The sequence below is a fragment of the Actinoplanes sp. NPDC049598 genome (genome assembly GCF_040675435.1).
Lineage (GTDB): Bacteria > Actinomycetota > Actinomycetes > Mycobacteriales > Micromonosporaceae > Actinoplanes.
This window is the reverse complement of the sequence record NZ_JBFAOX010000013.1, coordinates 157504-178979: the sequence shown is the minus strand read 5'-3', so window position 1 is coordinate 178979 and position 21476 is coordinate 157504. Positions and strand designations below refer to the sequence as shown.

Genomic DNA, 21476 nt, shown 5'->3' with positions numbered 1-21476 from the left:
TGCCGCAGAGTGAACGGGCGCGGCCGGATCGGTAACGGGGGGTCGTTCCCCTTCAAGGGGAGCGGCAGCGGCCCGGCCGCGCTCTGCCTCAACTGGCAGGCTCAGCCGCGGCGGCTCCGCGGAGGAAAGCGTCGACCAGGGACTCGGCGAAGCCCTCCTCGGGCACCTTGGGTGCCCAGCGGAGCATGCCGTGCATCATCGACGGCGCCGTCACCATCAGCACCGCCAGCTCGATGTCGAGGTCGGCCCGCAGCTCCCCGGTCTCGATGCCGCGGCGCAGCACCCCGCGGGTGACGTCGCGCCGGGGCTCCATGACCGCCTGCCACATGTCGAACAGGTTGTCGTCGCGCAGGAACTCCGGCAGCAGGCAGGCCGTGACCTTGCTGTAGCGCTGGGCCCGGCCCTTACGGTTGGCCTTGATCAGCATGATCAGGTCGTCGCGGACCGAGTGCCCGGCGGGCTCGGGCAGCGGGCCTTTCATCCCCCGGATCGCGTCCATCAGCAGCGCATCCTTGTTGGGCCAGCGCCGGTAGATGGTGGCCTTGCCGACCCCGGCCCGGGCGGCGACCGCCTCGATCGAGATGGCGGCGGCGCTGGAGCCCTCGGCCAGCAGGTCGAGGACGGCGTCGAGGATCGCCTCGTCCGCCTGCGCGTTGCGGGGCCGCCCAGGAGCCTTGCGCTCCTGGGCGGTCTCTGCCGTAGTCATGTCGTTCATTGTTACCGACGTGTCACGCTTCGACCAGTTCCACGCCCTGCTCCTCGGCCAGCCCCTCGGAGCTGGTCGGAGCGGGCGCGCCGGCCGGGCGCTGGCCGGGGATCCAGATCAGCGCGACCAGCGCGCCGAGCAGGGCGAACACCATCGAGCCGGCCGAGGCCCAGTGCATCGCGGTGACGAACGACTCGTTGGCGCTCGACAGCAGGTCGCCCGCCGCCGGACCGGCCTGGGCGGCCACGCCGTACGCCCCGGAGATGGACTCGCGGGCGGCGTCGGCGACCGGGCCGGGCAGGCCGTCGGTGGCCGAGCCGAGCTGGTCGCGGTAGACCGAGGACAGCACCGCACCGAGCGCGGCCACGCCGAGCGCGCCGCCGAGCTGGCGGATCGTGTTGCTGACAGCCGAGCCGACGCCGGCCTTCTCCCGGGGGAGCGCCGCCATGATCGACTCGGTGGCGGGCGGCATCACGTTGGCCATGCCGATGCCCATGATGAAGAACGCCGCACCGACGACCCAGATGGGCGTCGTCTCGCCGACGAACAGCCAGGCCGCGAGGCCGACGGCGACCAGGATCAAGCCGGTCGTGCTGACCGCCTTGGGGCCGAACCGCTTGACCATGGCGGCGCTGCGCGGGGCGAAGACCATCTGGGCCACGGCGAACGGGACGAACAGCGCGCCGGACGCGAGCGGGCCGTAGCCCCGCACCAGCTGCAGGTAGAACGCGCCGAAGAACATCGAGCCCATGGCGGCGAAGAAGATCAGGCCGATCACGCCGGTCGAGGCGGAGAACTGCCGGTTCTTGAACAGCCGGACGTCCAGCGACGGAAACTCGACCCGCAGCTCCCAGAAGATGAAGCCGGCCAGTACGACGGCCGCGCCGATCAGCGTGCCCCACGACTTCGGGTCGCCGAAGCCGGCGTCGCCGCCCTCGATCACACCGTAGGTGAGCAGGGTGAGGCCGATGATGGAGAGGATGACGCCGACGAAGTCGATGCGGTTGGGCCGCGGGTCGCGCGACTCGGGCACGAGCGCCAGCACGAGCACGACGCCGGCGGCCGCGATCGGCACGTTGATCAGGAAGACCGAGCCCCACCAGAAGTGCTCGAGCAGCAGGCCGCCCAGGATCGGGCCGATGGCCACGCCGAGGCCGACCGCGCCGGCCCACACGCCGATGGCGCGGCCGCGCTCACGCGGCTCGAAGACGTTGGCGATGATCGACAGGGTGGCCGGCATGACGGCCGCGGCGCCCAGGCCCATCAGGGCGCGGGCGGCGATGAGCTGGTTGGCCGAGTCGGCGTAGGTCGAGACCAGCGAGGCGATGGCAAAGATGGCCAGGCCGGTGACCAGGGTGATGCGGCGGCCGAGCCGGTCGGCCAGGATGCCCGCGGTGAACAGCAGGCCGGCGAAGACCAGCGTGTACGAGTTGATCGACCATTCGAGCTCGCTCTGCGTCGCGCCGAGACCGTGCACCGGGTCGGCGATCGTCCGCAAGGCGACGTTCAAGATGGTGTTGTCCAGCACGACCACCAGCAAGCTGATGACCAGGACACCGAGGATGGCCCAGCGCCGGGGGTGCCCGGCGGGAGCCTGCACGGTTGCGTCCATCTGGTGTTTCCCCCACGTTTCGATACGAGACTGTTCCGTATTCGTGGGTCAGCCTAAGCGAAACGAGACGTATCCGTATCGGAATGTGGGGCCGGTCACGATTGCAACCGTCGCGCACCCGGCCGGAAGCGTGACCGGCACCTCGGCGGGCCGATCTTCGGAGCATGCTGAACATCAGGAGCTGGCTTCCGGCCGGTGGGGGACTCCGCGACGAGGACTGGGCACGCCGTCACCGGCTGCTGACGCTCATCCTCGCCGGCTTCGTGGGTGGCCTCACCGTCTTCGGCGCTTGGCGGGACGAGCTCGGCAACCCGCTCGCCCTCGTGCTGCTCATGCTGACCCTGGCCGCCGTGGTCGCCGGCCGGCTGTGCCGCGGCCGGCGGCTGCCCTCGTCGTTCGTGTCGTTCGGCTTCACCGCCGGATGCGCGGACTTCGTGGTGATGTGCCACGGCCAGACCGAGGCCCACTTCACGTTCTTCGTCACGGTCGCGGCGCTGGCCCTCTACCGCGACTGGGCGCCGTTCGGCATGGTCCTGGTGACCACCGTGTTCCACCACGCCGCGTTCGGCATCTTCGACGCCGAGGCGACCTACGGCCACCACTCGGCCCAGCAGCACCCGCTGTTCTGGGCCGTGATCCACGGTGTCGCCGTGCTGTTCGCCGCCGCCTTCCAGGTGGTGGCGTGGCGCCTGACCGAGGCCGAGGAGGCCCGGGCCCAGGCCAGCCTGGACAAGAGCCAGGCCCAGCTGGGCGTGGCCTTCGACGAGACCCCGGTCCCGATGGCGATGATCTCGCCCGACGGTGTTCTGCTGCGCACCAACTCCGCCTACCGCAGCTGGCTGCGCCTGCCGGACGAGCTGCCGGCCGGCTTCCGGGTCAGCGACCTGCCGATCGTGTCGCTCGACCCCAAGGGCAGCGCGCTCGGCGAGCTGCTGGCCGCTCCCGACTCGGCCGTGCTGACCCGTCAGTACCAGCGGCGCGACGACGGCTCGATCATGTGGATCGAGGTGCACAGCACCGGCCTGCGCGACGCCGCGGGCAACCTCGAGATGGTCTTCGTGCACTGCCTGGACGTCACCGACAGCCGCCTGCACGAGGAGGAGCTGCGCCACCAGGTACGCCACGACGCGCTCACCGGCCTGCTGTCACGCCCGGGCTTCGAGGGCGACCTGACCGACCTGCTGGCCGAGCGCAGCGGCCCCGTCTCGGTGCTCTACCTCGACATCGACCGCTTCAAGTCGATCAACGACGGCCTCGGTCACGCGGCCGGCGACGAGCTGCTGCGCGCCCTGGCCACCCGCCTGGAGGCCACCGTGCCCACCGGCGCGCTGGTCGCCCGTCTCGGCGGCGACGAGTTCGTGGTGGCCCTGGCCGGGCCGGTCGACGCCGGCTGCAAGGTGGGCCGCGAGATCCTGGCCGCCTTCGCCGAGCCGCTCACCCTGAGCAGCGGTCACATCCAGATCTCGATCAGCGTCGGCATGGCTCTGGGCCGCGCGCCGGAGCAGGCCGAGGACACGATGCTGGCCGCCGACACCGCGATGTACGCGGCCAAGCGCGCCGGCGGCAACCGTCTGCAGGTCTTCAGCGACGAGATGCGGGTGGCGGTCAAGGAGCGGATCGCGGCCGAGGCCCGTCTGCGGGCCGCCCTGGCCGGCGACCGCGAGGCCTCGCTGCCGGTCTGGTTCCAGCCGATCGTGTCCACCGCCACCGGCCGCATCGTCGGCGCCGAGGCCCTGGTCCGCATGTTCACGCCCGAGGGCACCCTGCTCGGCCCGGGTCACTTCATCCCGGCCGCCGAGGAGACCGGCCTGATCGTCCCGCTCGGCGAGCACGTGCTGCGCCTGGCCGTGCGCCACCTGATGACCTGGCGCAACCAGCTGCCGTACATCTCGATCAATGTCAGCCCGCGCCAGCTGAACGAGCCGGACTTCGTGGCCACGGTGGCCGCGGTGCTGGCCGAGTACCCCGGTCTGGACCCGTCCCGGGTGGTCCTGGAGATCACCGAGACCGCCCTGCTGGGCTCCTCGGTCGACGTCCGGGAGCGGCTCGAGGCGCTCAAGGCGCTCGGCGTGCGGGTCGCGCTGGACGACTTCGGCACCGGGTACAGCTCGCTGACCTGGCTGCAGTCGGTGCCGGCGGACGTGGTCAAGCTCGACCGCTCGTTCGTGGCCGGCCTGGCCGCCGACCCGCGCAAGTCCTCGATCATCTCGGCCGTGCTGTGGCTGGCCCGGTCGCTGAACATGACCGTGGTGGCCGAGGGCGTCGAGGACCCCGAGGACTGGAAGGCGCTGCAGGCCGCCGAGTGCGAGTCGTGCCAGGGTTTCCTGTTCGGCCGGCCGCTGCCCGCCTCGGAGTTCGAGCTGATGCTCCCGTTCCCCGAGCCGGCCCGTACCCGGCAGCTGGCGAGCTGAACCGGCTCGATCAGCGCTCCAGGATCGCCACGACGCCCTGGCCGCCGGCGGCGCAGATGGAGATCAGGCCCCGGCCTGAACCCTTCTGCGCCAGCAGCTTGGCCAGGGTGGCCACGATCCGGCCGCCGGTCGCCGCGAAGGGGTGACCGGCGGCCAGGCTCGAGCCGTGCACGTTGAGCTTGGCCCGGTCGATCGAGCCGAGCGGGGCGTCCAGGCCCAGGCGCTCCTTGGCGAACTCGGGCGACTCCCAGGCGGCCAGGGTGGCCAGCACCTGCGAGGCGAACGCCTCGTGGATCTCGTAGTAGTCGAAGTCCTGCAGGGTCAGGCCGTTGCGGGCCAGCAGGCGGGGCACGGCGTAGGCCGGGGCCATCAGCAGGCCCTCGTCGCCGTGCACGTAGTCGACCGCCGCGACCTCGCTGTCGACCAGGTAGGCCTGCACCGGCAGGTGGTGCTCGTCGGCCCACTCCTCCGAGCTCAGCAGCACGGTCGAGGCGCCGTCGGTCAGCGGCGACGAGTTGCCCGCGGTCATCGTGCCGTTGGCCCCGCCGAAGACCGGCTTGAGCTTGCCCAGCTTCTCCAGGCTGGTGTCGGCCCGCAGGTTCTGGTCGCGGGTCAGCCCCAGGTAAGGCGTCACCAGATCATCGAAGAAGCCCTGGTCGTACGCGTGCGCGAGGCGCTGGTGGGAAGCGAGCGCCAACTCGTCCTGGGCCTGGCGGTCGACGTGCCAGCGCACGGCCGTGATGGCCGCGTGCTCGCCCATGGACAGGCCGGTGCGCGGCTCGGCGTTGCGGGGCACGTCGGGCTGGAACGCCTTGACCGGGTTCACCCTGGCGAGGACCTTGAGCCGCTCCCCGAGCGAACGGGCCCGGTTCAGCTCCAGCAGCGTACGGCGCAGGTCGTCGTTGACCTGAAGCGGCGCGTCGGAGGTGGTGTCGACGCCGCCGGCCACACCCGCCTCGATCTGACCCAGCGCGATCTTGTTGCCGACCAGGATCGCCGCCTCCAGACCGGTGCCGCAGGCCTGCTGCACGTCGTAGGCCGGGGTGGTCGCGTCGAGCCGCGAGCCGAGGACGACCTCACGCGTGAGGTTGAAGTCGCGCGAGTGCTTGAGCACCGCGCCCGCGACCACCTCGCCCAGCCGCGCGCCGGCCAGCCCGAAGCGGGCGACCAGGCCGTCGAGGGCGGCGGTGAGCATGTCCTGGTTCGACGCCCGGGCGTACCTGCCGTTCGAGCGGGCGAACGGGATCCGGTTGCCCCCGAGGATGGCGACCTTGCGTGGCACGACTGCCTCCAGTGGTCAATAGCTACCGATGAGTAGGCTACCAAGCGGGCCGCCGAGTAGGCTGCGGCCCATGGGTGACAGGTACGCGAGTTTCGCGAACTCCGCGCCGGGCCGGAACCTCGTCAAGCGCCTCGGGCTGCCCGATCCGCCGCGGCTGCGCCGATACCAGCCGGGCGATCCGGTGGCGGCGGGTCCGGTGCTGCTCGGCGCGGCGCCGGGTGGGCGGCTGGCAGATCACATTCGCAAGATCCTTGGCGGTACGGGTACTGAGGTGCTCGATGCGGCGGCGGACAGCCACGGGGCGCTGGTGTTCGACGCGACCGGGATCAAGGACGTCGAAGAGCTGCGCGCGCTGTACGACTTCTTCCACCCGGTGGCCCGGTCGCTGGTGCGGTCGGGGCGGGTGATCGTCTTCGGGGACGCGGCGGGCGGTGTCGCGCAGCGGGCGCTGGAAGGGCTGACGCGCAGCATCGGCAAGGAGTTCGGGCGCGGGATCACCAGTCAGCTCGTGTATGTGGCGCCGGGCGGAGAAGGGGCGATCGAGTCGACGCTGCGCTTCTTGCTGAGCGGTCGTTCGGCGTACGTCTCAGGTCAGGTCGTGGTCGTCGGCGCGGGGACGCCGCCGGCGCCGGCCGACTGGGATCGGCCCCTCGAAGGGAAGACGGCGCTGGTCACGGGGGCGGCGCGCGGGATCGGGGCGGCGATCGCCAAGGTGCTGGCGAGGGACGGGGCGGACGTGATCGCCCTGGACGTGCCGGCGGCCGGGGACGCGCTGGCCGGGGTGGCCAATGACGTACGCGGCCGGGCGCTGCAGCTGGATCTGACCGCGGACGGGGCGGGGGAAAGGCTGGCGGCCTACCTGAGTGGGCCGCTCGACATCCTGGTCCACAACGCGGGGATCACGCGGGATCGAACCATCGCCAAAATGGACGCCGCGGGGTGGGACAGCGTTCTCGGGGTCAATCTGGTCGCGCCTTCGCGGATCAATGCGGCGTTGCTGTCCCACGGCCTGCTTCGTGAAGGCGGGCGGATCGTCGGGGTGTCCTCGATCGCGGGCATCGCCGGGAACCGCGGGCAGACGAATTACGCCACCAGCAAGGCGGGGGTGATCGGGCTCGTGCAGTCGTCCGCGCCGTCCCTGCTGGAAAAGGGAATCACGATCAACGCGGTGGCGCCGGGCTTCATCGAAACGGCGATGACGGCGAAGATGCCGTTGGGGCTGCGCGAGGCCGGGCGGCGGATGAACAGCATGTCGCAAGGCGGGCTGCCGGTGGACGTGGCGGAGACGATCGCGTGGTTCGCCTCGCCGGGGTCGGGGACCATCACGGGCAATGTCGTACGCGTTTGCGGGCAGAGCCTGTTGGGGGCGTGATGGCCGTCGAGGACCTGTCGTCGGATCCGGGCGGGAACACGCTGCGGGCGGCGCTCGGGTTGATTCCACGCGCGCGACGGGATGATCTGCCGGCGGTGGAGCTGGTCCGGCGCGGAGTGGTGGTGGACCGTGATCATCTCGCGTCCTACGACCGGGTGTGCGGGTTCCGGCTCTCGGACGTATTGCCGGCGACCTATCCGCAGGTGCTGGCTTTCCCGACCGTCATGCGGCTCCTGACGGCGCCGGACTTCCCGTTGCCCGCCGTGGGGCTGGTCCACATCGCCAACCGCATCACCACAACCCGCCCGCTACTGGCGTCGGACCGGATGGACCTCTCGGTAACGGCCGCCGATCTAAGACCCCACCATCGGGGCCGGCAGGTGGACATCCACGTCTCCGCCTCGGTCGAGGGCGCTGAGGTGTGGTCAAGCGTGTCGACATATCTCTCCCGTTCCGGCCGCCCGCCGTCCTCCTCCGTGGCGCCATCCTCTTCCCCCGCGGCGGCGCCCTCACCTGCGCCGACCCCTTTGTCTGCGGTCCCGGCCTCGTCGACGGTGCCGCCCCCGCCTGGGCCGTCCCTTTCGCCGGCGCCTCCCCCCGCTTCCGCCCCCTCTTCGTTGGCGTCCCACACTTCCTCCTCCGCCCTTTCGCCGGCGCCGCGCCCCTCCTCCTCGATGCAGCCCCTCTCGTCATTGCCGGCGGCGTCGGCGGTGTGGCGGGTGCCGGTGAGCGTCGGTGGGGCCTATGCCGCGGCAAGCGGGGATCGGAATCCGATTCATACGTCGCGGGTCGGAGCGCGGCTGTTCGGGTTTCCGCGGCCGATCGCGCACGGGATGTGGACCCTGGCCCGGTGCCTGGCGTTCTTCGAGGGGCGACTGCCGCCGGCGTACATCGTGGACGTCGCCTTCAGGCAGCCGATTCTGCTGCCGGGGAAGGTCTCGTTCTGGGCCGACGACGCCGGGAATTTCGGCGTTTACGGCAAGCGTCCCCATCTTGCGGGCCAACTTACGCCTGCGTAAGGTTACCGGCGAGTAAACCCCCGTGGCTGGGAAGGTCTCGCATGGAGTTCTGGCTCGATCTGAACGAAGAGCAAAACGACCTGCGCGAATGGGTACACGGCTTCGCCGAGGGCGTGATCCGGCCCGCCGCCGCGGAATGGGACGAGCGCGAGGAAATGCCCTGGCCCGTCCTGCAAGAGGCGGCGAAGATCGGGCTGTACGGGTTCGAGTTCCTCGTCAACGCCTGGTCGGACATGGCCGGGCTGTCGTTGCCGATCGCCAACGAGGAACTGTTCTGGGGCGACGGCGGCATCGGAATGGCCATTTCCGGCACGTCCCTGGCGGTGGCGGCCATCTATGGCTCGGGCACGCCGGAACAACTGGTCGAATGGGTGCCGCAATGCTTCGGCGACCCGGCCGCACCGGCCGTCGCGGCGTTCTGCTCGACCGAGCCCGAGGCCGGCTCCGATGTGGGCGCCATGCGGACCCGGGCGGTTTATTCGGAAGCCACCGACGAATGGGTGTTGAGCGGCCAGAAGGCGTACGCCACGAACGGCGGCATCGCCGAGGTCCATGTGGTGACCGCCTCGGTCGACCCGTCCCTCGGCTCGCGCGGCCAGGCCGCGTTCATCGTCCCCCCGGGCACCCCGGGCCTGGCCGGCTCGAGGAAGCTCCGTAAACTCGGCCTGCGCGCCTCCCACACCGCCGACGTCTTCCTCGACGACGTCCGCGTCCCCGGCTCCTGCCTGCTGGGCGGCAAGGATGCTCTCGACGAGCGCCTCGCCCGCGCCCGCTCGAAGCAGGCTTCACGCTCGGCCGGCGCGGACGTCGCGGCTTCAGCGCAAGACGGCGCGGGTGTCACGGCTCCAGCCCCGGACGGCCTGGGTGGCCCGGCTTCAGCGCCGGCCGGCGCGCGGGCGGACGGTGGGTCGCGGGCGCCGCGGCAGGGGGACTCGGGACGGCAGGCGGCGATGCGGACGTTCGAATTGTCGCGGCCGGCGGTGGGCGCGCAGGCGATCGGGATCGCGCGGGCGGCATATGAATATGCGCTGTCGTACGCCCGGGAGCGGGTGCAGTTCGGGCGGCCGATCGTGGAGAACCAGGCGATCGCCTTCGCGCTGGCCGACATGAAGACCGAGATCGACGCCGCGCGGCTGCTGGTCTGGCGGGCGGCGTGGATGGGCCGCAACGACAAGCCGTTCGACGCCGGTGAGGGCTCCATGTCGAAGCTGAAGGCGGGCGAGGTCGCCGTGGCCGTGACCGAGAAGGCCGTGCAGATCCTCGGCGGCGCGGGCTACCTGCGCGACCACCCGGTGGAGCGCATGTACCGGGACGCGAAGATCTACACCATCTTCGAGGGCACCTCCGAGATCCAGCGGCTGGTGATCGCCCGAGCCATCACCGGCATGCAGATCCGCTGATGTTCGGCCTCCGCACGATGGCCCGCCGCGGTCTGCTGGCCCGCGGCAACCCCTCCGCCCGCCGCACGGTGGCCCGCCGCGGTCTGCTGACCCCTGGCAAATCATTCGTCCTGCGGACGATGGCGCGCCGCGGCCTGTTGACCCCCGGCAACCCCATCCGCATAACCCGGCAATTCGCCGCCCTGCACCGCTGGGGCTTCGGTCTGGCCGGCGAGCTCCGCCAGGCCGCCGCCCGAAGCCCCGGCCGGACTGCTGTCATCGACGAGACCGGCTCCACCACCTATGCCGAGCTGCTCGCCCGCTCCTCCCGGCTGGCCGCCGCCTTGCCGTTCACCCCCGGCGACCGCGTCGGCCTGCTCCGCCGCAACTCGACCTCGATGATCGAAACTCTCATCGCCCTCACTCAGCTGGGCGCCGACCCCGTCCTGATCAACACCGGTCTGTCCGCCGCCCAGCTGAGCGCCGTCATCGAGAACCAGCAGCTGAAGGCGCTGATCCACGACACGGAGTTCCTCAGCATCCTGCCAAAAGCGACAGCCGCGACGTTGTCCACAGGCAGCGAGCGGGATCTTGGCGATCCGCGGGAGGATGACTGTGCTGGCGGGGGCCCCCTTGGGGAGGGCGGGCCGGCGGGTGGGAACGGACCCGGGGGTGGCGGCGAGTTCGCGGGTCGCGGTGAGTCCGCCGGTGAGGACGGACCCGGGCGTGGCGGCGAGTTCGCGGCTGGGAACCGGCCCGCGGGTGGCGGCGAGTCAGCGGCTGGGGACGGGTCCCTTGGTGGGAACGGGCCGGCGGATGGTGACGGGTCCGCAGGTGGAGACGGGCCGGCGGGTGGCAACGGGACCGCGGGTGGGGGCGAGTCCCCGTATGGGGACGGGCCCGCAGCGGGGGCCGAGTGCGCTGGTGGGGGCGGGCCGTCAGGCGCGAAGTGTGTGCTGCTGGGGGAGGGTGACATTGAGAGGCTGATCGCGCGGTCGGGCGGGGGTGACCTGCGGCCTCCGGTCAGGGCGGGGCGGACGATCGTGTTGACGTCGGGGACCACGGGGACGCCCAAGGGGGCTCGGCGGCCTACGCCGGGTGGGTTTTCGCCGTTGTGTTCGATCATTGACCGGATTCCGTTGCGGGCCGGGGTTCGGATGCTGATCGCGGCGCCGTTGTTTCACGCGTGGGGGTTTGCGGCGTTGCAGATCGGGCTCGCGTTGCGGGCGACCATCGTGCTGCGGCGGCGGTTCGACGCGGCGGATGTCCTCGAAACGGTTCGCCGCGAGGATTGTTCGGCGCTTGTCGGCGTACCGGTCATGCTGCAGCAGCTCATGGAGCAGCCGGCGCGGGAGGTGCCGCTCAGGGTGACGGCCGTCAGTGGTTCGGCCCTGCCCGGTGGGCTGGCCACGCGGTTCATGGACCGGTACGGCGACATCCTCTACAACCTGTACGGGTCGACGGAGGCGTCCTGGGCGTCGATCGCCACCCCGGCCGATCTGCGCGCGGCGCCGGCGACGGCGGGGCGGCCGCCGCACGGGACGGTGGTGCGGGTGCTCGACGACGCGGGTGAGCCGGTGCCCGCCGGGACGCCGGGGCGGCTGTTCGTGGGCAACGAGATGTTGTTCGAGGGCTACACGAACGCGGCGGGCCGCGAGGTGCGCGACGGACTGCTGGCCATCGGCGACGTGGGTCACCTGGACGAGGCGGGCCGGGTGTTCATCGACGGCCGGGCCGACGACATGATCGTGTCGGGTGGCGAGAACGTCTTCCCGTCCGAGGTCGAGAACCTTCTGGCGGATCTTCCGCGGGTGCGTGAGGTCGCGGTGATCGGGGTTCCCGACGAGACGTACGGGCAGCGGCTGGCGGCCTATGTCGTCGCGCAGCCGGGCGCCGCCCTGGACGAGGACGAGATCCGGGCCCATGTGCGCGCGCACCGCGCCCGATTCTGCGTGCCGCGCGACGTGGTGTTCCTCGACGCCCTGCCCCGCAACGCCACCGGCAAGGTCATCACCCGCGACCTTCCTCGTCCGTGATCGCTATGGTGCATTGATGGAGCGCACTGCACTGGTCACCGGGGCCTCGTCGGGCATCGGGCGGGAGACGGCGTCGGCCCTGGTCGCGGCCGGCTACCGGGTTCTCGGGACGTCCCGCGACCCGTCGTCGGTCCCGTCGCCGCTGCCCGGGGTCGAATACCTGTCGCTGGACCTCACCGACCCCGAGTCGATCGAGGCGCTGGCCGGCCCGCTGGCCACCGTCGACGTGCTGGTGAACAACGCGGGCGAGAGCCAGTCGGGCCCCTTCGAGGAGCTGCCGGGCGACGCGCTGCGGCGGCTCTTCGAGATCAACGTCCACGGCCCGGTACGCCTGACCCAGCTCGCGCTGCCCGGCATGCGGGAACGCGGTTACGGCCGGGTGGTGATGGTCGGCTCCATGCTGGCGTCGTTCCCGCTGGCCTACCGCTCGTCGTACGTCGCCTCCAAGGCCGCCATCAAGGGCTTCAGCAACGGCGCCCGGCACGAGTTCTCGCCGTACGGCGTCTGGCTGACCACCGTCGAGCCCGGCTCGATCGCCACCGGCCTCAGCGAACGCCGCACCACGTACATCTCGCCGTCATCGCCGCACCGCAAGCGTTTCGAGGCCATGCTGGCCGCCCTGGACCGCAACGAACGCGCCGGCACGCCACCGGCCCGGGTCGCCCAGACCATTCTCACCGCCATCAAGGCCGCCCGCCCGCGCCAGCGCTACGCGGTCGGCAGTAATGCGCCGGTCGTCTTCGCCCTTCGCCGCGTGGCCCCGACCTTCCTCGCGGAACGCCTGACCCACCGCCGCCACGATTTGTCCATCTAGGACATGGGCGGCTGCTTGCCGGCTCGGGTAGCTTCAGCGGATGTCGCCGATCCGTCCGATCGCCCTCGCCACGCCACGCCGTGGTGAGGATCTGCTCGTCCTCGAGTACCACGATCCGCCCAGGGGCCAGACGTTCTACCGTCCCCTGGGCGGGGGCATCGAGTTCGGTGAGACGGCCGAGTCGGCCTTACGCCGCGAGCTGCTGGAGGAGCTGGCGGTCGAGCTTCTCGACGTGCGCCGGCTGGGTGTGCTCGCCCGCTCTACCCAGCCGGCCTGGCCGATCTCCTCAGCGGTCCATGAGCCGCCGACAGCGTTTCGGGCGCCCCGCCGGCCGGGCAGCGGCGGGGCAATGGTGAGGGAACAGGTGCTGGGAGGCGCTGTTGCGGGAGGACGAAGACATGGTGCCGAACGAGGAGGCCGTCCCGGTCGGCGAGGTTGTCGTGCTGGGTGAGTCGCGCATGTGGCCGGGTGTTCTGCTCCCGGCCGCTCTCACGATCGTGGTGGTCGTCTACTACGGGGCTTACCTCACCACCGTGCTCGGTCTCGTCGTCGCGGCCCTGATCGTCGCCCTGGTCCGCCGGCGCAACGCTGTCCTAGCCGACGACCAGGGGATCCTGATCCGGAATCGTCGGGGGCTGCGCCGCTCCTACGACTGGTCGCAGATCGAACGCATGGGCTGGGTCTCCGCCCCCGGTTGGGGAGCGACCCTGACCGTCTACCCGCGCGGTGGCCCCTACGACGTCCCGGGCCCGAACTCGCCGGCCGAGGTGGCCGGCATCTGGCCGAAACGCCGCTCGACGACGCCGGATCCGCTGCCCGGTCTGCGGGACCGGCACGGCATCGAGCCACTCTACGAAAAGTCACCGAGAGGGGCTCGATGACGGACGAACGATCGCCGTTCGGAATGCGGCTGTGGCGGCTGCTGGCGCATCGGCGGCCGACGGTGGCGACGACAGTGGAAGAGATGGTGTTGCGTACTGCCTCGGTGGCGGGAGTGGGAGAAGCGGAGCTGCAAGCGGTGGTCGACGGCGCGGTGCCGAGTGGGGAGCTGATGGAGCGGCTGGCGCCGGTGCTCAACATCCCGCTCGCCGACCTCTACGTCATCGCCGGGTTGCCGGTGCCCCTGGGCGAGGCGTCGGCGTGGCCGACCAAGCCGTGGGATGTCGGGTATCTGCTCCGGCAGGTCGCGCCGTTGAGCCGGGAACGGATCGCGGAGCTGGGCGAGCTGATCCGGGCGATGCCGGTGGAGCCGCGCACCGAGCCGGCGCCGGCCGACGGGTTTCCGGAGTCGCCCGGGGCGCTGCTGGTGCGCCTGGCCAAGAACCGCAACATCAAGCCGCACAACGCGTGGGTGATGCGCAAGATCGCCGGCGGCCCGTACGTCTCCGACTCGACGATCTGGTCGCTCGGGGCGGGCCGGGTGGTCGTGACGCCGCTTTACGTGACGGCTTTCGCGCACCTGCTCGGATATGACCCGGCGGACATGGTGGCGCTGGCCGGCGTGGGGCCGGTCGTCGAGAACGCCCGGCCGGTCCCGGAGCACGCTGCGCTGGCCGCGCTGGCCTGCGACGCCCGCCGGCTCACCGGCGACCAGATCCGGCAAGTGCTCGACGCGGCCGGAGTGCGGTGAAAGCCTTGCGCAGCAACGGATCGGCGACCGAGGCCCGCCACGCCTCCGAGCCGGCCGGGGTGGCCAGGTAGCGCAGCACCGCCGGAGCCGGGCCGTGCCGGAACGGCGCGTGGCCCGCGTGACCGCGCGTGAGATGGTGGTGCGGATGGGACGCCGGCTCGTCGTCGCCGCACATCACCACCTCGCCGGAGCGCACCAGGCCGAGCAGATCGGCCTCGAACGCCGAGAACGCCGTGCCCGGCGCGGGCCACCGCACGAGATGGCTGGCCGAGGACGTGACGGACGCGGCCCAGGCCGCGTAGACCTCCTCGACCAGCAAAGGCCGCGTCGCGCTGGTCACCGCCCGCAGGATGAAAGGGGCGTAACCGATGCGCTCGAACTCCACTGTGAACATGGCCAAATTCTCGCAGGGGGGTATGACATTTTTCAGGAGTCGACCCGGACCGGGGTCGCGTGCCAGATGCGGTCCAGATAATCGGCGACCGTGCGGTCGGAGGAGAAGAAGCCGGCGCGGGCCGTGTTCAGGATCGACATCGTGGTCCAGCGCTCCTGGTCGCGCCACGCGGCGTCCACCGCGGCCTGGGCGTCGACGTAGGCCCGGTAGTCGGCCAGCGTCAGGTATTCGTCGCGGTCGAGCAGGGAGGCGGCCACGTCCTGCCCCACCCCGCCGAAGGCGCCGGCCAGGATCGCGTCGAGGGCGCCGCGCAGCTCGCCGTCGGCGTGGTAGTAGTCGCGCGGGTGGTACGAGCCGGAGCGCAGGGCCAGCGCCTGCGCGGCGTCCAGGCCGAAGAGGAAGAAGTTGTCGGCCCCGACCCGGTCCCGGATCTCGATGTTGGCCCCGTCCAGGGTGCCGATGGTGAGCGCGCCGTTGAGCGTGAGCTTCATGTTGCCCGTACCGGAGGCCTCCTTGCCGGCCATGGAGATCTGCTCGCTGAGGTCGGCCGCCGGGATGATTCGCTCGGCCCGGGTGATGTTGTAGTTGGCCGGGAAGACCACGCGCAGCAGCCCGGAGGTGGCCGGGTCGGCGTTGACGACCGAGGCCACCGCGTTGATCAAATGGATGATGTTCTTGGCGGCGTGATAGGCGGGCGCCGCCTTGCCTCCGAAGAGCACAGTGCGCGGTACGCCGTCGTAGCCGCCGGCCAAGATGCGCTGATACAGCGTGATCACGTGCAGCAGCTTGAGTTGCTGACGCTTGTACTCATGGAACCGCTTGACCATGACGTCCATGAGCGCGTCCGGATCACCGAGCCCGAGCGCCGCTTTGTTGGCCCGCTTGACCTCCCGCCACTGCGCCCGAAATGCCCCGTCTGCCACCAGCGCTTCCAGGCCCGACAAAAGCGGCAAGTCCGAGATCCAGGAATCCGAACCGAGCCCCGAGGAAATCAAAGAAGAAAGCCGTGGGTCGGCCAACCGCACGAACCGCCGCGGGGAAACGCCATTGGTGACATTGGTGAACCGCGAAGGCCATAGATCCGAAAAGTCCCGCAGCACAGTCGACGTCAAAAGCTCCGTGTGCAGCTCGGCCACCCCGTTGGTCATCGACGTCCCGGTCACGGCCAGATTCGCCATCCGCACCAGGCGCGCCGGTTCCTCCTGGATCAGCGACATACGCCGTACGCGCTCGAGGTCATCCGGAAAGCGCGACCGGACCTCGTCGAGCAGCCCCGCGTTGATCCGATAGATGATCTCCAGGTGGCGCGGAAGCAGGTGGCCGAGCATGTCCACCGGCCACGTCTCCAGCGCCTCCGGCAGCAGGGTGTGGCACGTGTAGTTGAACGTGCGGCGCACCAGCGACCAGGCCTGATCCCAGTCGAGACCCTCCTCGTCGACCAGCAGCCGCATCAGCTCGGGGATGGCCAGCACCGGGTGGGTGTCGTTGAGCTGGATCGCCGTCTTGTCCGGGAACGACCGCCAGTCGGAGTTGCGCAGCCGGAACCGGCGGACGATGTCGCGCAGCGAGCAGGACACCAGGAAGTACTGCTGCTTGAGCCGCAGTTCGCGCCCCGAGGGCGTGCTGTCGTCCGGGTAGAGCACCTTGCTGATGTTCTCGGCCCGCACCGCGTTCTGCACGGCCTCCGCGTACTGACCGGCCGAGAAGCGCGTCAGGTCGAAGGACGCCTCGTGCGCGCGGGCGCGCCACAGCCGTACGATATTGACCGTCGTCGTGCCGTAGCCCGGCACCAGCAGATGACTCGGCTCGCCCAGCACGACCTCACCCGGCGCCCACACCGTACGGCCGTCCTGGTCGTAGACGTGACCGTAAAAGCCCACCGTCTGCACGTCGTCCGGCGCCGGGAACTCCCACGGGTCGCCCTGGAACGCCCAGTCGTCGGGCTGCTCGACCTGGCGCCCGTCCTGGAACTCCTGCTTGAAGATGCCCAGGTCGTAGCGGATGCCATAGCCCACGGCGGGGATGTCCATGGTGGCCAGCGAGTCGAGCAGGCAGGCCGCGAGCCGCCCCAGGCCGCCGTTGCCGAGCCCCGGCTCCACGTCGAGCGCCGCCACCTCGCCGGGGTCGAAACCGCACGCCTCCAGCGCCTGGCGCGCCGCCTCACCCGTTCCCGAATAGAGCAGATTCTGCTCCAGCTGCGGCCCCAGCAGATACTCCGCGCTCAGGTAATACACCCAGCGGGGATTGCTCGCATACTGCGCCGTCGCGGTCCGTGCCCTCCGTTCCGCCAGGCGGTCCCGCACGGTCAGGGCCAAGGTGTCGTACGCGTCCTGAGCACTCGCCGACTCCACGGTCGTCCCGCGCCGGTAATACAGATTACTCAGCAGATCGCGCCGGAATTCCTCGGGCGTGCTGCCCAGCGACCGCAGTTCCACCCCGTTACGAAGGTCCATGCCTGTACCTTGCCCCAACCAGGTTTCCGCAAGTTGTCGCCCGGCCGACACCTCGAGGGCGGTCAGGCCCCGGCCAGGGCCGCCCGCACCTCGCCGCGCAGCCAGACGTGGCCGGGGTCGGTGTCGTAGCGCTGGTGCCAGACGCTGACGATCGGCGGGTCGGGCAGGGAGAACGGCAGCGGGGTGGTCACCAGGCCGAAAGCCTCGATCAAGGGCCGGCTCATCGCGTGGGGCGTGGTCATCAGGCTGTCGGTGCGGCTGAGCACGGAAGCGGCCGCGGCGCCGGTGCCGAGGGCGGCCAGGACGCGGCGCCGCAGGCCGTGCGACGCGAGGATCTCGTCGACCGGGTCGGCGAGGCGGCCCCGGCGGGAGACGATCACGTGCGGCTGCGCCGCAAACTGCTCGAGGGTCAGACCCCGGGCGTACGGATGTGAGCCGCGCATCGCCACCACGAGCTGGTCGTGCGCGACGACCTCGGAACGGAACTCGGGCGCGGCCGGGACGTCGGCGCCGACCTCCAGATCGACTCGCCCGTGCCGCAAATCGTCGGTGTCGACCGCCGTCTCGGCCAGGAACCTCACCCGTACCTGCGGGGCCTGACTCTCCACCACCCGCAGCAGAGCCGGAGCGAGCGCCGCCGCCAGGGTGTCGTGACAGCGCAGCGTGAACGTGCGCTCGAGGGTGGCCAGATCGAGCTCGCGGCTCGGGGTCAGCACCTCGTTCGCCTGCCGGACCAGGTCGCGGACCTGGTCGCGGATCGACAGGGCGTACGGCGTGGGGGTCATCGTCCGGCCGGTGCGCACCAGGATGTCGTCCCCGGTGTGCCGGCGGATCCGCCCCAGCGTGCGGCTGAGCGCGGGCGGCGACAGCCGCAGCCGATCGGCGGCGCCGGTGACGCTGCCCTCCTCGAGCAGCGCGTCCAGCGCGGTGAGAAGGTTCAGATCCAGTTGCATGGCGGTAAATCGTAGCCTAACAAGAGTGCATTGGACTTAATCGTCCGTCGCGACGAGGCTTCCATGCATGACGAACGAACTGCTTCCCGTAGTGACCGCGGCCGTCCGGCAGGCCGGTGCCCGCCTGCTCAGCCGCTACTCCACCGAGGCCCGGCCCTCGACCTTCGACGAGCTGGTCGCCGCCGTCCAAGCCAACGACGCCGCGGTGGCCGACCTGTTGCGGCCCGCGTTGACCGCAGCGCTGCCCGGCTCCCGCTGGGAGGAGGACGAGCACGCCACCGGCCCGATGCCCGCGGGTGACTGGTGGGTCGTCGACCCGGTGGGCGGCAACGTCAACGCCGTGCACGGCATGACCGACTGGAACATCGGCGTGGCCCTGGTCCGGGACGGCAGCCCAGCGCTGGCCGTGCTCTACATGCCGCTAACCGACGAGATGTTCACGGCTGCGGCCGGCGAAGGGGCGCTGCTCAACGGCGTACCGCTCAAGGTATCGAAAAAGACCGACCTGACCGCCGCCCTGGCCGGCACCGGCCAGGCCCGGCCGACCCGCGACCCCGCCGCGGCCGCCGGGGCCGGCGCCGCCATCGCCGCGATGATGCGCTCGGCCCTGTACGTCCGCGCCTCCGTCCCGGTCACCCACGAGCTGGCCCAGCTGGCCGCCGGCCGCATGGACGTGCTGTGGCAGTTCGACAACGTCCGCTCCCACATCGGCCCCTTGCTGCTGGCCCGCGAGGCCGGGGCCACGATCACCCACCTCGACGGCACCTCCTGGCAGATTGCTGGAGGCCCCTACCTGGCCGCGGCTCCGGGTCTGCACGCTGCGGCCCTGGCCGCCCTGCGCGCAATGCCGTCCACCCCGGACTGGCGGTCAACAGCCGAGTCGGCCCTGGGTGAGGCGGCCCTGGGCGAGTCGGGCCTGGGTGAGGCGGGTTTGGGTGAGTCGGGCCTGGGTGAGGCGGGTTTGGGTGAGTCGGGCCTGGGTGAGGCGGGGCGGGGTGAGGCGGCGTCGAAGGTCGAGGGTCCGGTGTCGGTGAAGGAGGCGGTGCATGTGGACGCCGTGGTCAATGAGGCGACGGGCGAGCGTGCCGCATCCGACGAGGGGCCCCTCGCGGCGCGGAAGGTGGCGTGAGCATGCGGATCGCGGTGCTCGGAGCGACCGGAGCTGTCGGATCGCTACTGGTGACGGAGGCGCTGGGGCGAGGCATGGAGGTCACGGCGCTCGCCCGTGATCCCGGGCGCGTGCCGGAGCGGGCCGGGCTGGCGGTGGTGGCGGCCGACGTGAACGACCCGGCGTCGATCAGCCGGGCCGTCGAGGGCGCCGACGTGCTGGTCTCCGCCCTCGGCGTGGCGAAGGGCGAGCCGCCGGGGACTCTGACCGCCGGTGCCAAGGCCGTCGTGGCCTCCGGGGTGGGCCGGATCGTGTGGCTCGGGGCTTACGGCACCGGCCCTTCGGCCCCGTCGGCCGGCCCTGTCACCCGCACGCTGCTCGGCTTGTTGATGCGGGCCGAACTCCCCGACAAGGTAGCCGCGGACGCCGCCGTCCTGGCCGCCGGCGGAACCGTCTTCCACGTCGGCCCTCTGGCCGACGGCCCGGCCGGGCATCGCACGCTGCCGCTCGAAGCCGCCCCGCACCGGTTGTTCCCGGCCCGGGTGAGCCGCGCCGCGGTGGCCGCCGCCATGATCGACGAAGCGACCCAGCCCGAATTCCCCGCCCGCCTCGTCATAGCGGTCAACAGGTGACGCCCAGCCTCCTGTTGACGTCGAGCGGTCATGTTGACGTCGAGCGGTCATGTTGACGTCGAGCGGTCATGTTGACGTCGAGCGGTCATGTTGACGCCCGGCCGTCATGTTGACGGCGGGGCCGGCGTCGATGGGTTCGCGACGAGTTGGGTCAGACGGGGACGGGGGTCGGGGTGGCGATGGTGACGCGGTCGCGGCCGGCGTTTTTCGAGGCGTACAGGGCGCGGTCGGCGGCCAGGACCATCTCCTCGGCGATCTGGGGGCCGGCTACGCCTACCGAGACGGTGACCTGGTGGTGGTGGTCGCTGTCGACCTCGATGGGGGTGGCGGCGATGGCCCGGCGCAGGCGGTCGGCGATGTCGGCGGCCTCGGCGGGGCCGGCGCCCGGCAGCAGGACGGCGAACTCCTCGCCGCCGTAGCGGGCCACCAGGTCGCCGGGGCGGACCGCGGCGTGCAGGCGGTCGGCGACCTCGGTTAGGACGCGGTCGCCGCCGGCGTGGCCGTACGTGTCGTTGACGGTCTTGAAGTGGTCGATGTCGAGCAGCAGCATGCTCAGGTCGGCGTCGTGGCGGGCGGCGCGGGACGACTCCGAGCGCAGGGCCTGCTCGAAGAAGCGCCGGCTGCGCAGGCCGGTCAGGGCGTCGGTGATGGCGGCGTGCCGCTGGGCCCGGACCAGGCCGGCCATGCGGCCGACGACCAGCAGGAAGATCAGGTTGCAGACGAGGCCGGCCACGATGATGTGCGGCGGGGCGCCGCGCAGACTCTGCACGATCATCACGGTGGGGGCCATCGTCGCGGCCACGGCCAGCACGGCCAGGCGGCGCGGGGTGGCGTCGGCGGTCACCGTGGCGTTGCGGACGAGCAGCTTCGGCGCGCCGGGGTGGGCCACGCCGGCGGCCAGGATGAAGCCGGCGCTCATCCACAGCAGGTCCAGGAAGTTGCCCGCCCGGTAGCTGCCGTCGAGGGTCTGCACGGTGTAGAACGTGTCGCTGAACAGTGTCAGCGCCAGATAGCCGCCGATCATCAGCAGCGGCGCGGTGCGGGCGCCGCCGATCATCAGGCGGGCGCCGACCACGATGAGCAGCACGTCGCCGACCGGGTAGGCGACCGAGACGAGGGTGGTGATGTTGGCCGAGCTGACCGCCACCGTCGGCAGGACGGTGAACTCGAGGACCAGGTAGGCGGCGCTGACCGCGACGATCGCGGCGTCGACGGCGCTGGCGAAGTCGCGGCCCGGGGTGCGCCTGCGCACGATCAGCAGCAGGCCGCTGGCCATCAGCGGGTAGGCCGCCAGATAGCCGAGGTCGGCGATGCTGGGGTACGCGACCTCGCCGCCGACCAGCGCGAGGAAGTAGAAGACGATGTCACCGAAGATCGACGTGAGCGCCGAGGCGGCGAACAACAGCATGATCGGCCGTAGCTCGCGGCGGCGCCACGCGGTGACCAGGCAGCTGACCGCGAGGGTGCCGTTGGCGCTGGCGTAGAGCGCCACCTGGATCCCGCCGAAGCCGGGTCCCAGGTGCAGGAACCAGTAGTAGAGGGCGATCGTGGGGGCGCCGAGGGCAAGGATCAGCTGCCATCCCGCCCATCGGCGGAGCGGCGTGTTCGTCGAAGCCATCGGCACCCCTGAAGCCTGCGCCGCCCGGGGCGTTTCCCCGGTGCGGCCCGGGTGCAA

Annotated in this window: 17 protein-coding genes and 3 pseudogenes; 12 read left to right on the top strand and 8 right to left on the bottom strand. The window is 71.3% G+C overall.

All coding sequences use genetic code 11. From position 1 onward, the window contains the following. Positions 1 to 88: 88 nt before the first annotated feature. Together AB0J66_RS28540 and AB0J66_RS28535 are read right to left on the bottom strand one after the other, a co-directional pair. A complete protein-coding gene (locus AB0J66_RS28540) occupies positions 89 to 706 on the bottom strand; it encodes a TetR/AcrR family transcriptional regulator (RefSeq protein ID WP_364666797.1) in 618 nt (205 codons plus the stop codon). A 22-nt stretch (positions 707 to 728) separates the two neighbouring features. Then, positions 729 to 2318: an MFS transporter gene (locus AB0J66_RS28535; protein ID WP_364666794.1), complete on the bottom strand. Its 1590-nt coding sequence runs from the start codon at positions 2316 to 2318 to the stop codon at positions 729 to 731. 164 nt (positions 2319 to 2482) lie between these two features. Between AB0J66_RS28535 and AB0J66_RS28530 the strand changes: the two genes are divergently transcribed. Further along, positions 2483 to 4729 carry an EAL domain-containing protein gene (locus tag AB0J66_RS28530; protein ID WP_364666791.1) on the top strand — a complete coding sequence of 749 codons (2247 nt, stop codon included), beginning with the start codon at positions 2483 to 2485 and terminating at the stop codon, positions 4727 to 4729. Between the two features lie 10 nt (positions 4730 to 4739). Here AB0J66_RS28530 and AB0J66_RS28525 read toward each other — a convergent pair whose 3' ends face one another. Further along, entirely contained in the window at positions 4740 to 6023 is a 1284-nt protein-coding gene (locus AB0J66_RS28525) for an acetyl-CoA C-acetyltransferase (protein WP_364667086.1), read from the bottom strand. A gap of 58 nt (positions 6024 to 6081) precedes the next feature. On the opposite strand from AB0J66_RS28525, the gene AB0J66_RS28520 reads away from it, so the two are divergent. The 9 genes and pseudogenes from AB0J66_RS28520 (at position 6082) to AB0J66_RS28480 (ending at position 14261) form a co-directional block, all read left to right on the top strand. Then, on the top strand, positions 6082 to 7383 hold the full coding sequence (locus AB0J66_RS28520; protein ID WP_364666788.1) for a 3-oxoacyl-ACP reductase: 1302 nt from the start codon (positions 6082 to 6084) through the stop codon (positions 7381 to 7383). Beyond that, entirely contained in the window at positions 7380 to 8402 is a 1023-nt protein-coding gene (locus AB0J66_RS28515; RefSeq protein WP_364666785.1) for a MaoC/PaaZ C-terminal domain-containing protein, read from the top strand. The genes AB0J66_RS28520 and AB0J66_RS28515 overlap by 4 nt, the downstream gene beginning before the upstream one ends. Positions 8403 to 8443: 41 nt before the next feature. Next, positions 8444 to 9184 (top strand): annotated as a pseudogene (locus AB0J66_RS28510) (acyl-CoA dehydrogenase family protein); the annotation flags it as partial. A 159-nt stretch (positions 9185 to 9343) separates the two neighbouring features. Further along, positions 9344 to 9802: pseudogene (locus AB0J66_RS28505) on the top strand (acyl-CoA dehydrogenase family protein); the annotation flags it as partial. A 119-nt stretch (positions 9803 to 9921) separates the two neighbouring features. Beyond that, positions 9922 to 11817 (top strand): AMP-binding protein, encoded by a 1896-nt coding sequence (locus AB0J66_RS28500; protein ID WP_364667083.1) that lies wholly within the window; start codon positions 9922 to 9924, stop codon positions 11815 to 11817. Between the two features lie 16 nt (positions 11818 to 11833). Continuing rightward, positions 11834 to 12631: an SDR family oxidoreductase gene (locus AB0J66_RS28495; protein WP_364666782.1), complete on the top strand. Its 798-nt coding sequence runs from the start codon at positions 11834 to 11836 to the stop codon at positions 12629 to 12631. 40 nt (positions 12632 to 12671) lie between these two features. Continuing rightward, positions 12672 to 13082 carry an NUDIX domain-containing protein gene (locus AB0J66_RS28490; RefSeq protein ID WP_364666779.1) on the top strand — a complete coding sequence of 137 codons (411 nt, stop codon included), beginning with the start codon at positions 12672 to 12674 and terminating at the stop codon, positions 13080 to 13082. Beyond that, positions 13012 to 13512, top strand: a complete 501-nt coding sequence (locus AB0J66_RS28485) for a hypothetical protein (RefSeq protein ID WP_364667099.1) — start codon at positions 13012 to 13014, stop codon at positions 13510 to 13512. Before AB0J66_RS28490 ends, AB0J66_RS28485 begins: the two co-directional genes overlap by 71 nt. Continuing rightward, entirely contained in the window at positions 13509 to 14261 is a 753-nt protein-coding gene (locus AB0J66_RS28480; protein WP_364666776.1) for a hypothetical protein, read from the top strand. Before AB0J66_RS28485 ends, AB0J66_RS28480 begins: the two co-directional genes overlap by 4 nt. Here AB0J66_RS28480 and AB0J66_RS28475 read toward each other — a convergent pair. From AB0J66_RS28475 to AB0J66_RS28465, 3 genes are all read right to left on the bottom strand, one after another. Continuing rightward, positions 14212 to 14655, bottom strand: a complete 444-nt coding sequence (locus AB0J66_RS28475) for a hypothetical protein (RefSeq protein WP_364666773.1) — start codon at positions 14653 to 14655, stop codon at positions 14212 to 14214. The genes AB0J66_RS28480 and AB0J66_RS28475 overlap by 50 nt on opposite strands. Before the next feature lie 32 nt (positions 14656 to 14687). Further along, positions 14688 to 17108: a glycogen/starch/alpha-glucan phosphorylase gene (locus AB0J66_RS28470; RefSeq protein WP_364666770.1), complete on the bottom strand. Its 2421-nt coding sequence runs from the start codon at positions 17106 to 17108 to the stop codon at positions 14688 to 14690. Between the two features lie 62 nt (positions 17109 to 17170). After that, on the bottom strand, positions 17171 to 18061 hold the full coding sequence (locus AB0J66_RS28465) for a LysR family transcriptional regulator (protein ID WP_364666767.1): 891 nt from the start codon (positions 18059 to 18061) through the stop codon (positions 17171 to 17173). A 67-nt stretch (positions 18062 to 18128) separates the two neighbouring features. Between AB0J66_RS28465 and AB0J66_RS28460 the strand changes: the two are divergent. Continuing rightward, positions 18129 to 18887: pseudogene (locus AB0J66_RS28460) on the top strand (inositol monophosphatase family protein); the annotation flags it as partial. Positions 18888 to 18929: 42 nt separating this feature from the next. On the opposite strand, the gene AB0J66_RS28455 reads toward AB0J66_RS28460, so the two are convergent. Further along, positions 18930 to 19109, bottom strand: coding sequence for a pentapeptide repeat-containing protein (locus AB0J66_RS28455; protein WP_364667080.1), 180 nt, complete (start codon positions 19107 to 19109; stop codon positions 18930 to 18932). Between the two features lie 83 nt (positions 19110 to 19192). On the opposite strand from AB0J66_RS28455, the gene AB0J66_RS28450 reads away from it, so the two are divergent. Beyond that, complete coding sequence (locus tag AB0J66_RS28450; protein ID WP_364667077.1) at positions 19193 to 19801, top strand: NAD(P)H-binding protein; 609 nt, start codon at positions 19193 to 19195, stop codon at positions 19799 to 19801. 151 nt (positions 19802 to 19952) lie between these two features. Here AB0J66_RS28450 and AB0J66_RS28445 read toward each other — a convergent pair whose 3' ends face one another. Then, complete coding sequence (locus tag AB0J66_RS28445; protein ID WP_364666765.1) at positions 19953 to 21419, bottom strand: GGDEF domain-containing protein; 1467 nt, start codon at positions 21417 to 21419, stop codon at positions 19953 to 19955. Positions 21420 to 21476 lie beyond the last annotated feature (57 nt).

Coding starts and splice junctions, on each gene's coding strand:
- AB0J66_RS28470 (WP_364666770.1), bottom strand. CDS start 17,108: ATGGACCTTCGTAACGGGGTGGAACTGCGGTCGCTGGGCAGCACGCCC.
- AB0J66_RS28480 (WP_364666776.1), top strand. CDS start 13,509: ATGACGGACGAACGATCGCCGTTCGGAATGCGGCTGTGGCGGCTGCTG.
- AB0J66_RS28450 (WP_364667077.1), top strand. CDS start 19,193: ATGCGGATCGCGGTGCTCGGAGCGACCGGAGCTGTCGGATCGCTACTG.
- AB0J66_RS28540 (WP_364666797.1), bottom strand. CDS start 706: ATGACTACGGCAGAGACCGCCCAGGAGCGCAAGGCTCCTGGGCGGCCC.
- AB0J66_RS28490 (WP_364666779.1), top strand. CDS start 12,672: ATGTCGCCGATCCGTCCGATCGCCCTCGCCACGCCACGCCGTGGTGAG.
- AB0J66_RS28495 (WP_364666782.1), top strand. CDS start 11,834: ATGGAGCGCACTGCACTGGTCACCGGGGCCTCGTCGGGCATCGGGCGG.
- AB0J66_RS28530 (WP_364666791.1), top strand. CDS start 2,483: ATGCTGAACATCAGGAGCTGGCTTCCGGCCGGTGGGGGACTCCGCGAC.
- AB0J66_RS28455 (WP_364667080.1), bottom strand. CDS start 19,109: ATGCACCGCCTCCTTCACCGACACCGGACCCTCGACCTTCGACGCCGC.
- AB0J66_RS28465 (WP_364666767.1), bottom strand. CDS start 18,061: ATGCAACTGGATCTGAACCTTCTCACCGCGCTGGACGCGCTGCTCGAG.
- AB0J66_RS28535 (WP_364666794.1), bottom strand. CDS start 2,318: ATGGACGCAACCGTGCAGGCTCCCGCCGGGCACCCCCGGCGCTGGGCC.
- AB0J66_RS28445 (WP_364666765.1), bottom strand. CDS start 21,419: ATGGCTTCGACGAACACGCCGCTCCGCCGATGGGCGGGATGGCAGCTG.
- AB0J66_RS28500 (WP_364667083.1), top strand. CDS start 9,922: ATGGCGCGCCGCGGCCTGTTGACCCCCGGCAACCCCATCCGCATAACC.
- AB0J66_RS28520 (WP_364666788.1), top strand. CDS start 6,082: ATGGGTGACAGGTACGCGAGTTTCGCGAACTCCGCGCCGGGCCGGAAC.
- AB0J66_RS28475 (WP_364666773.1), bottom strand. CDS start 14,655: ATGTTCACAGTGGAGTTCGAGCGCATCGGTTACGCCCCTTTCATCCTG.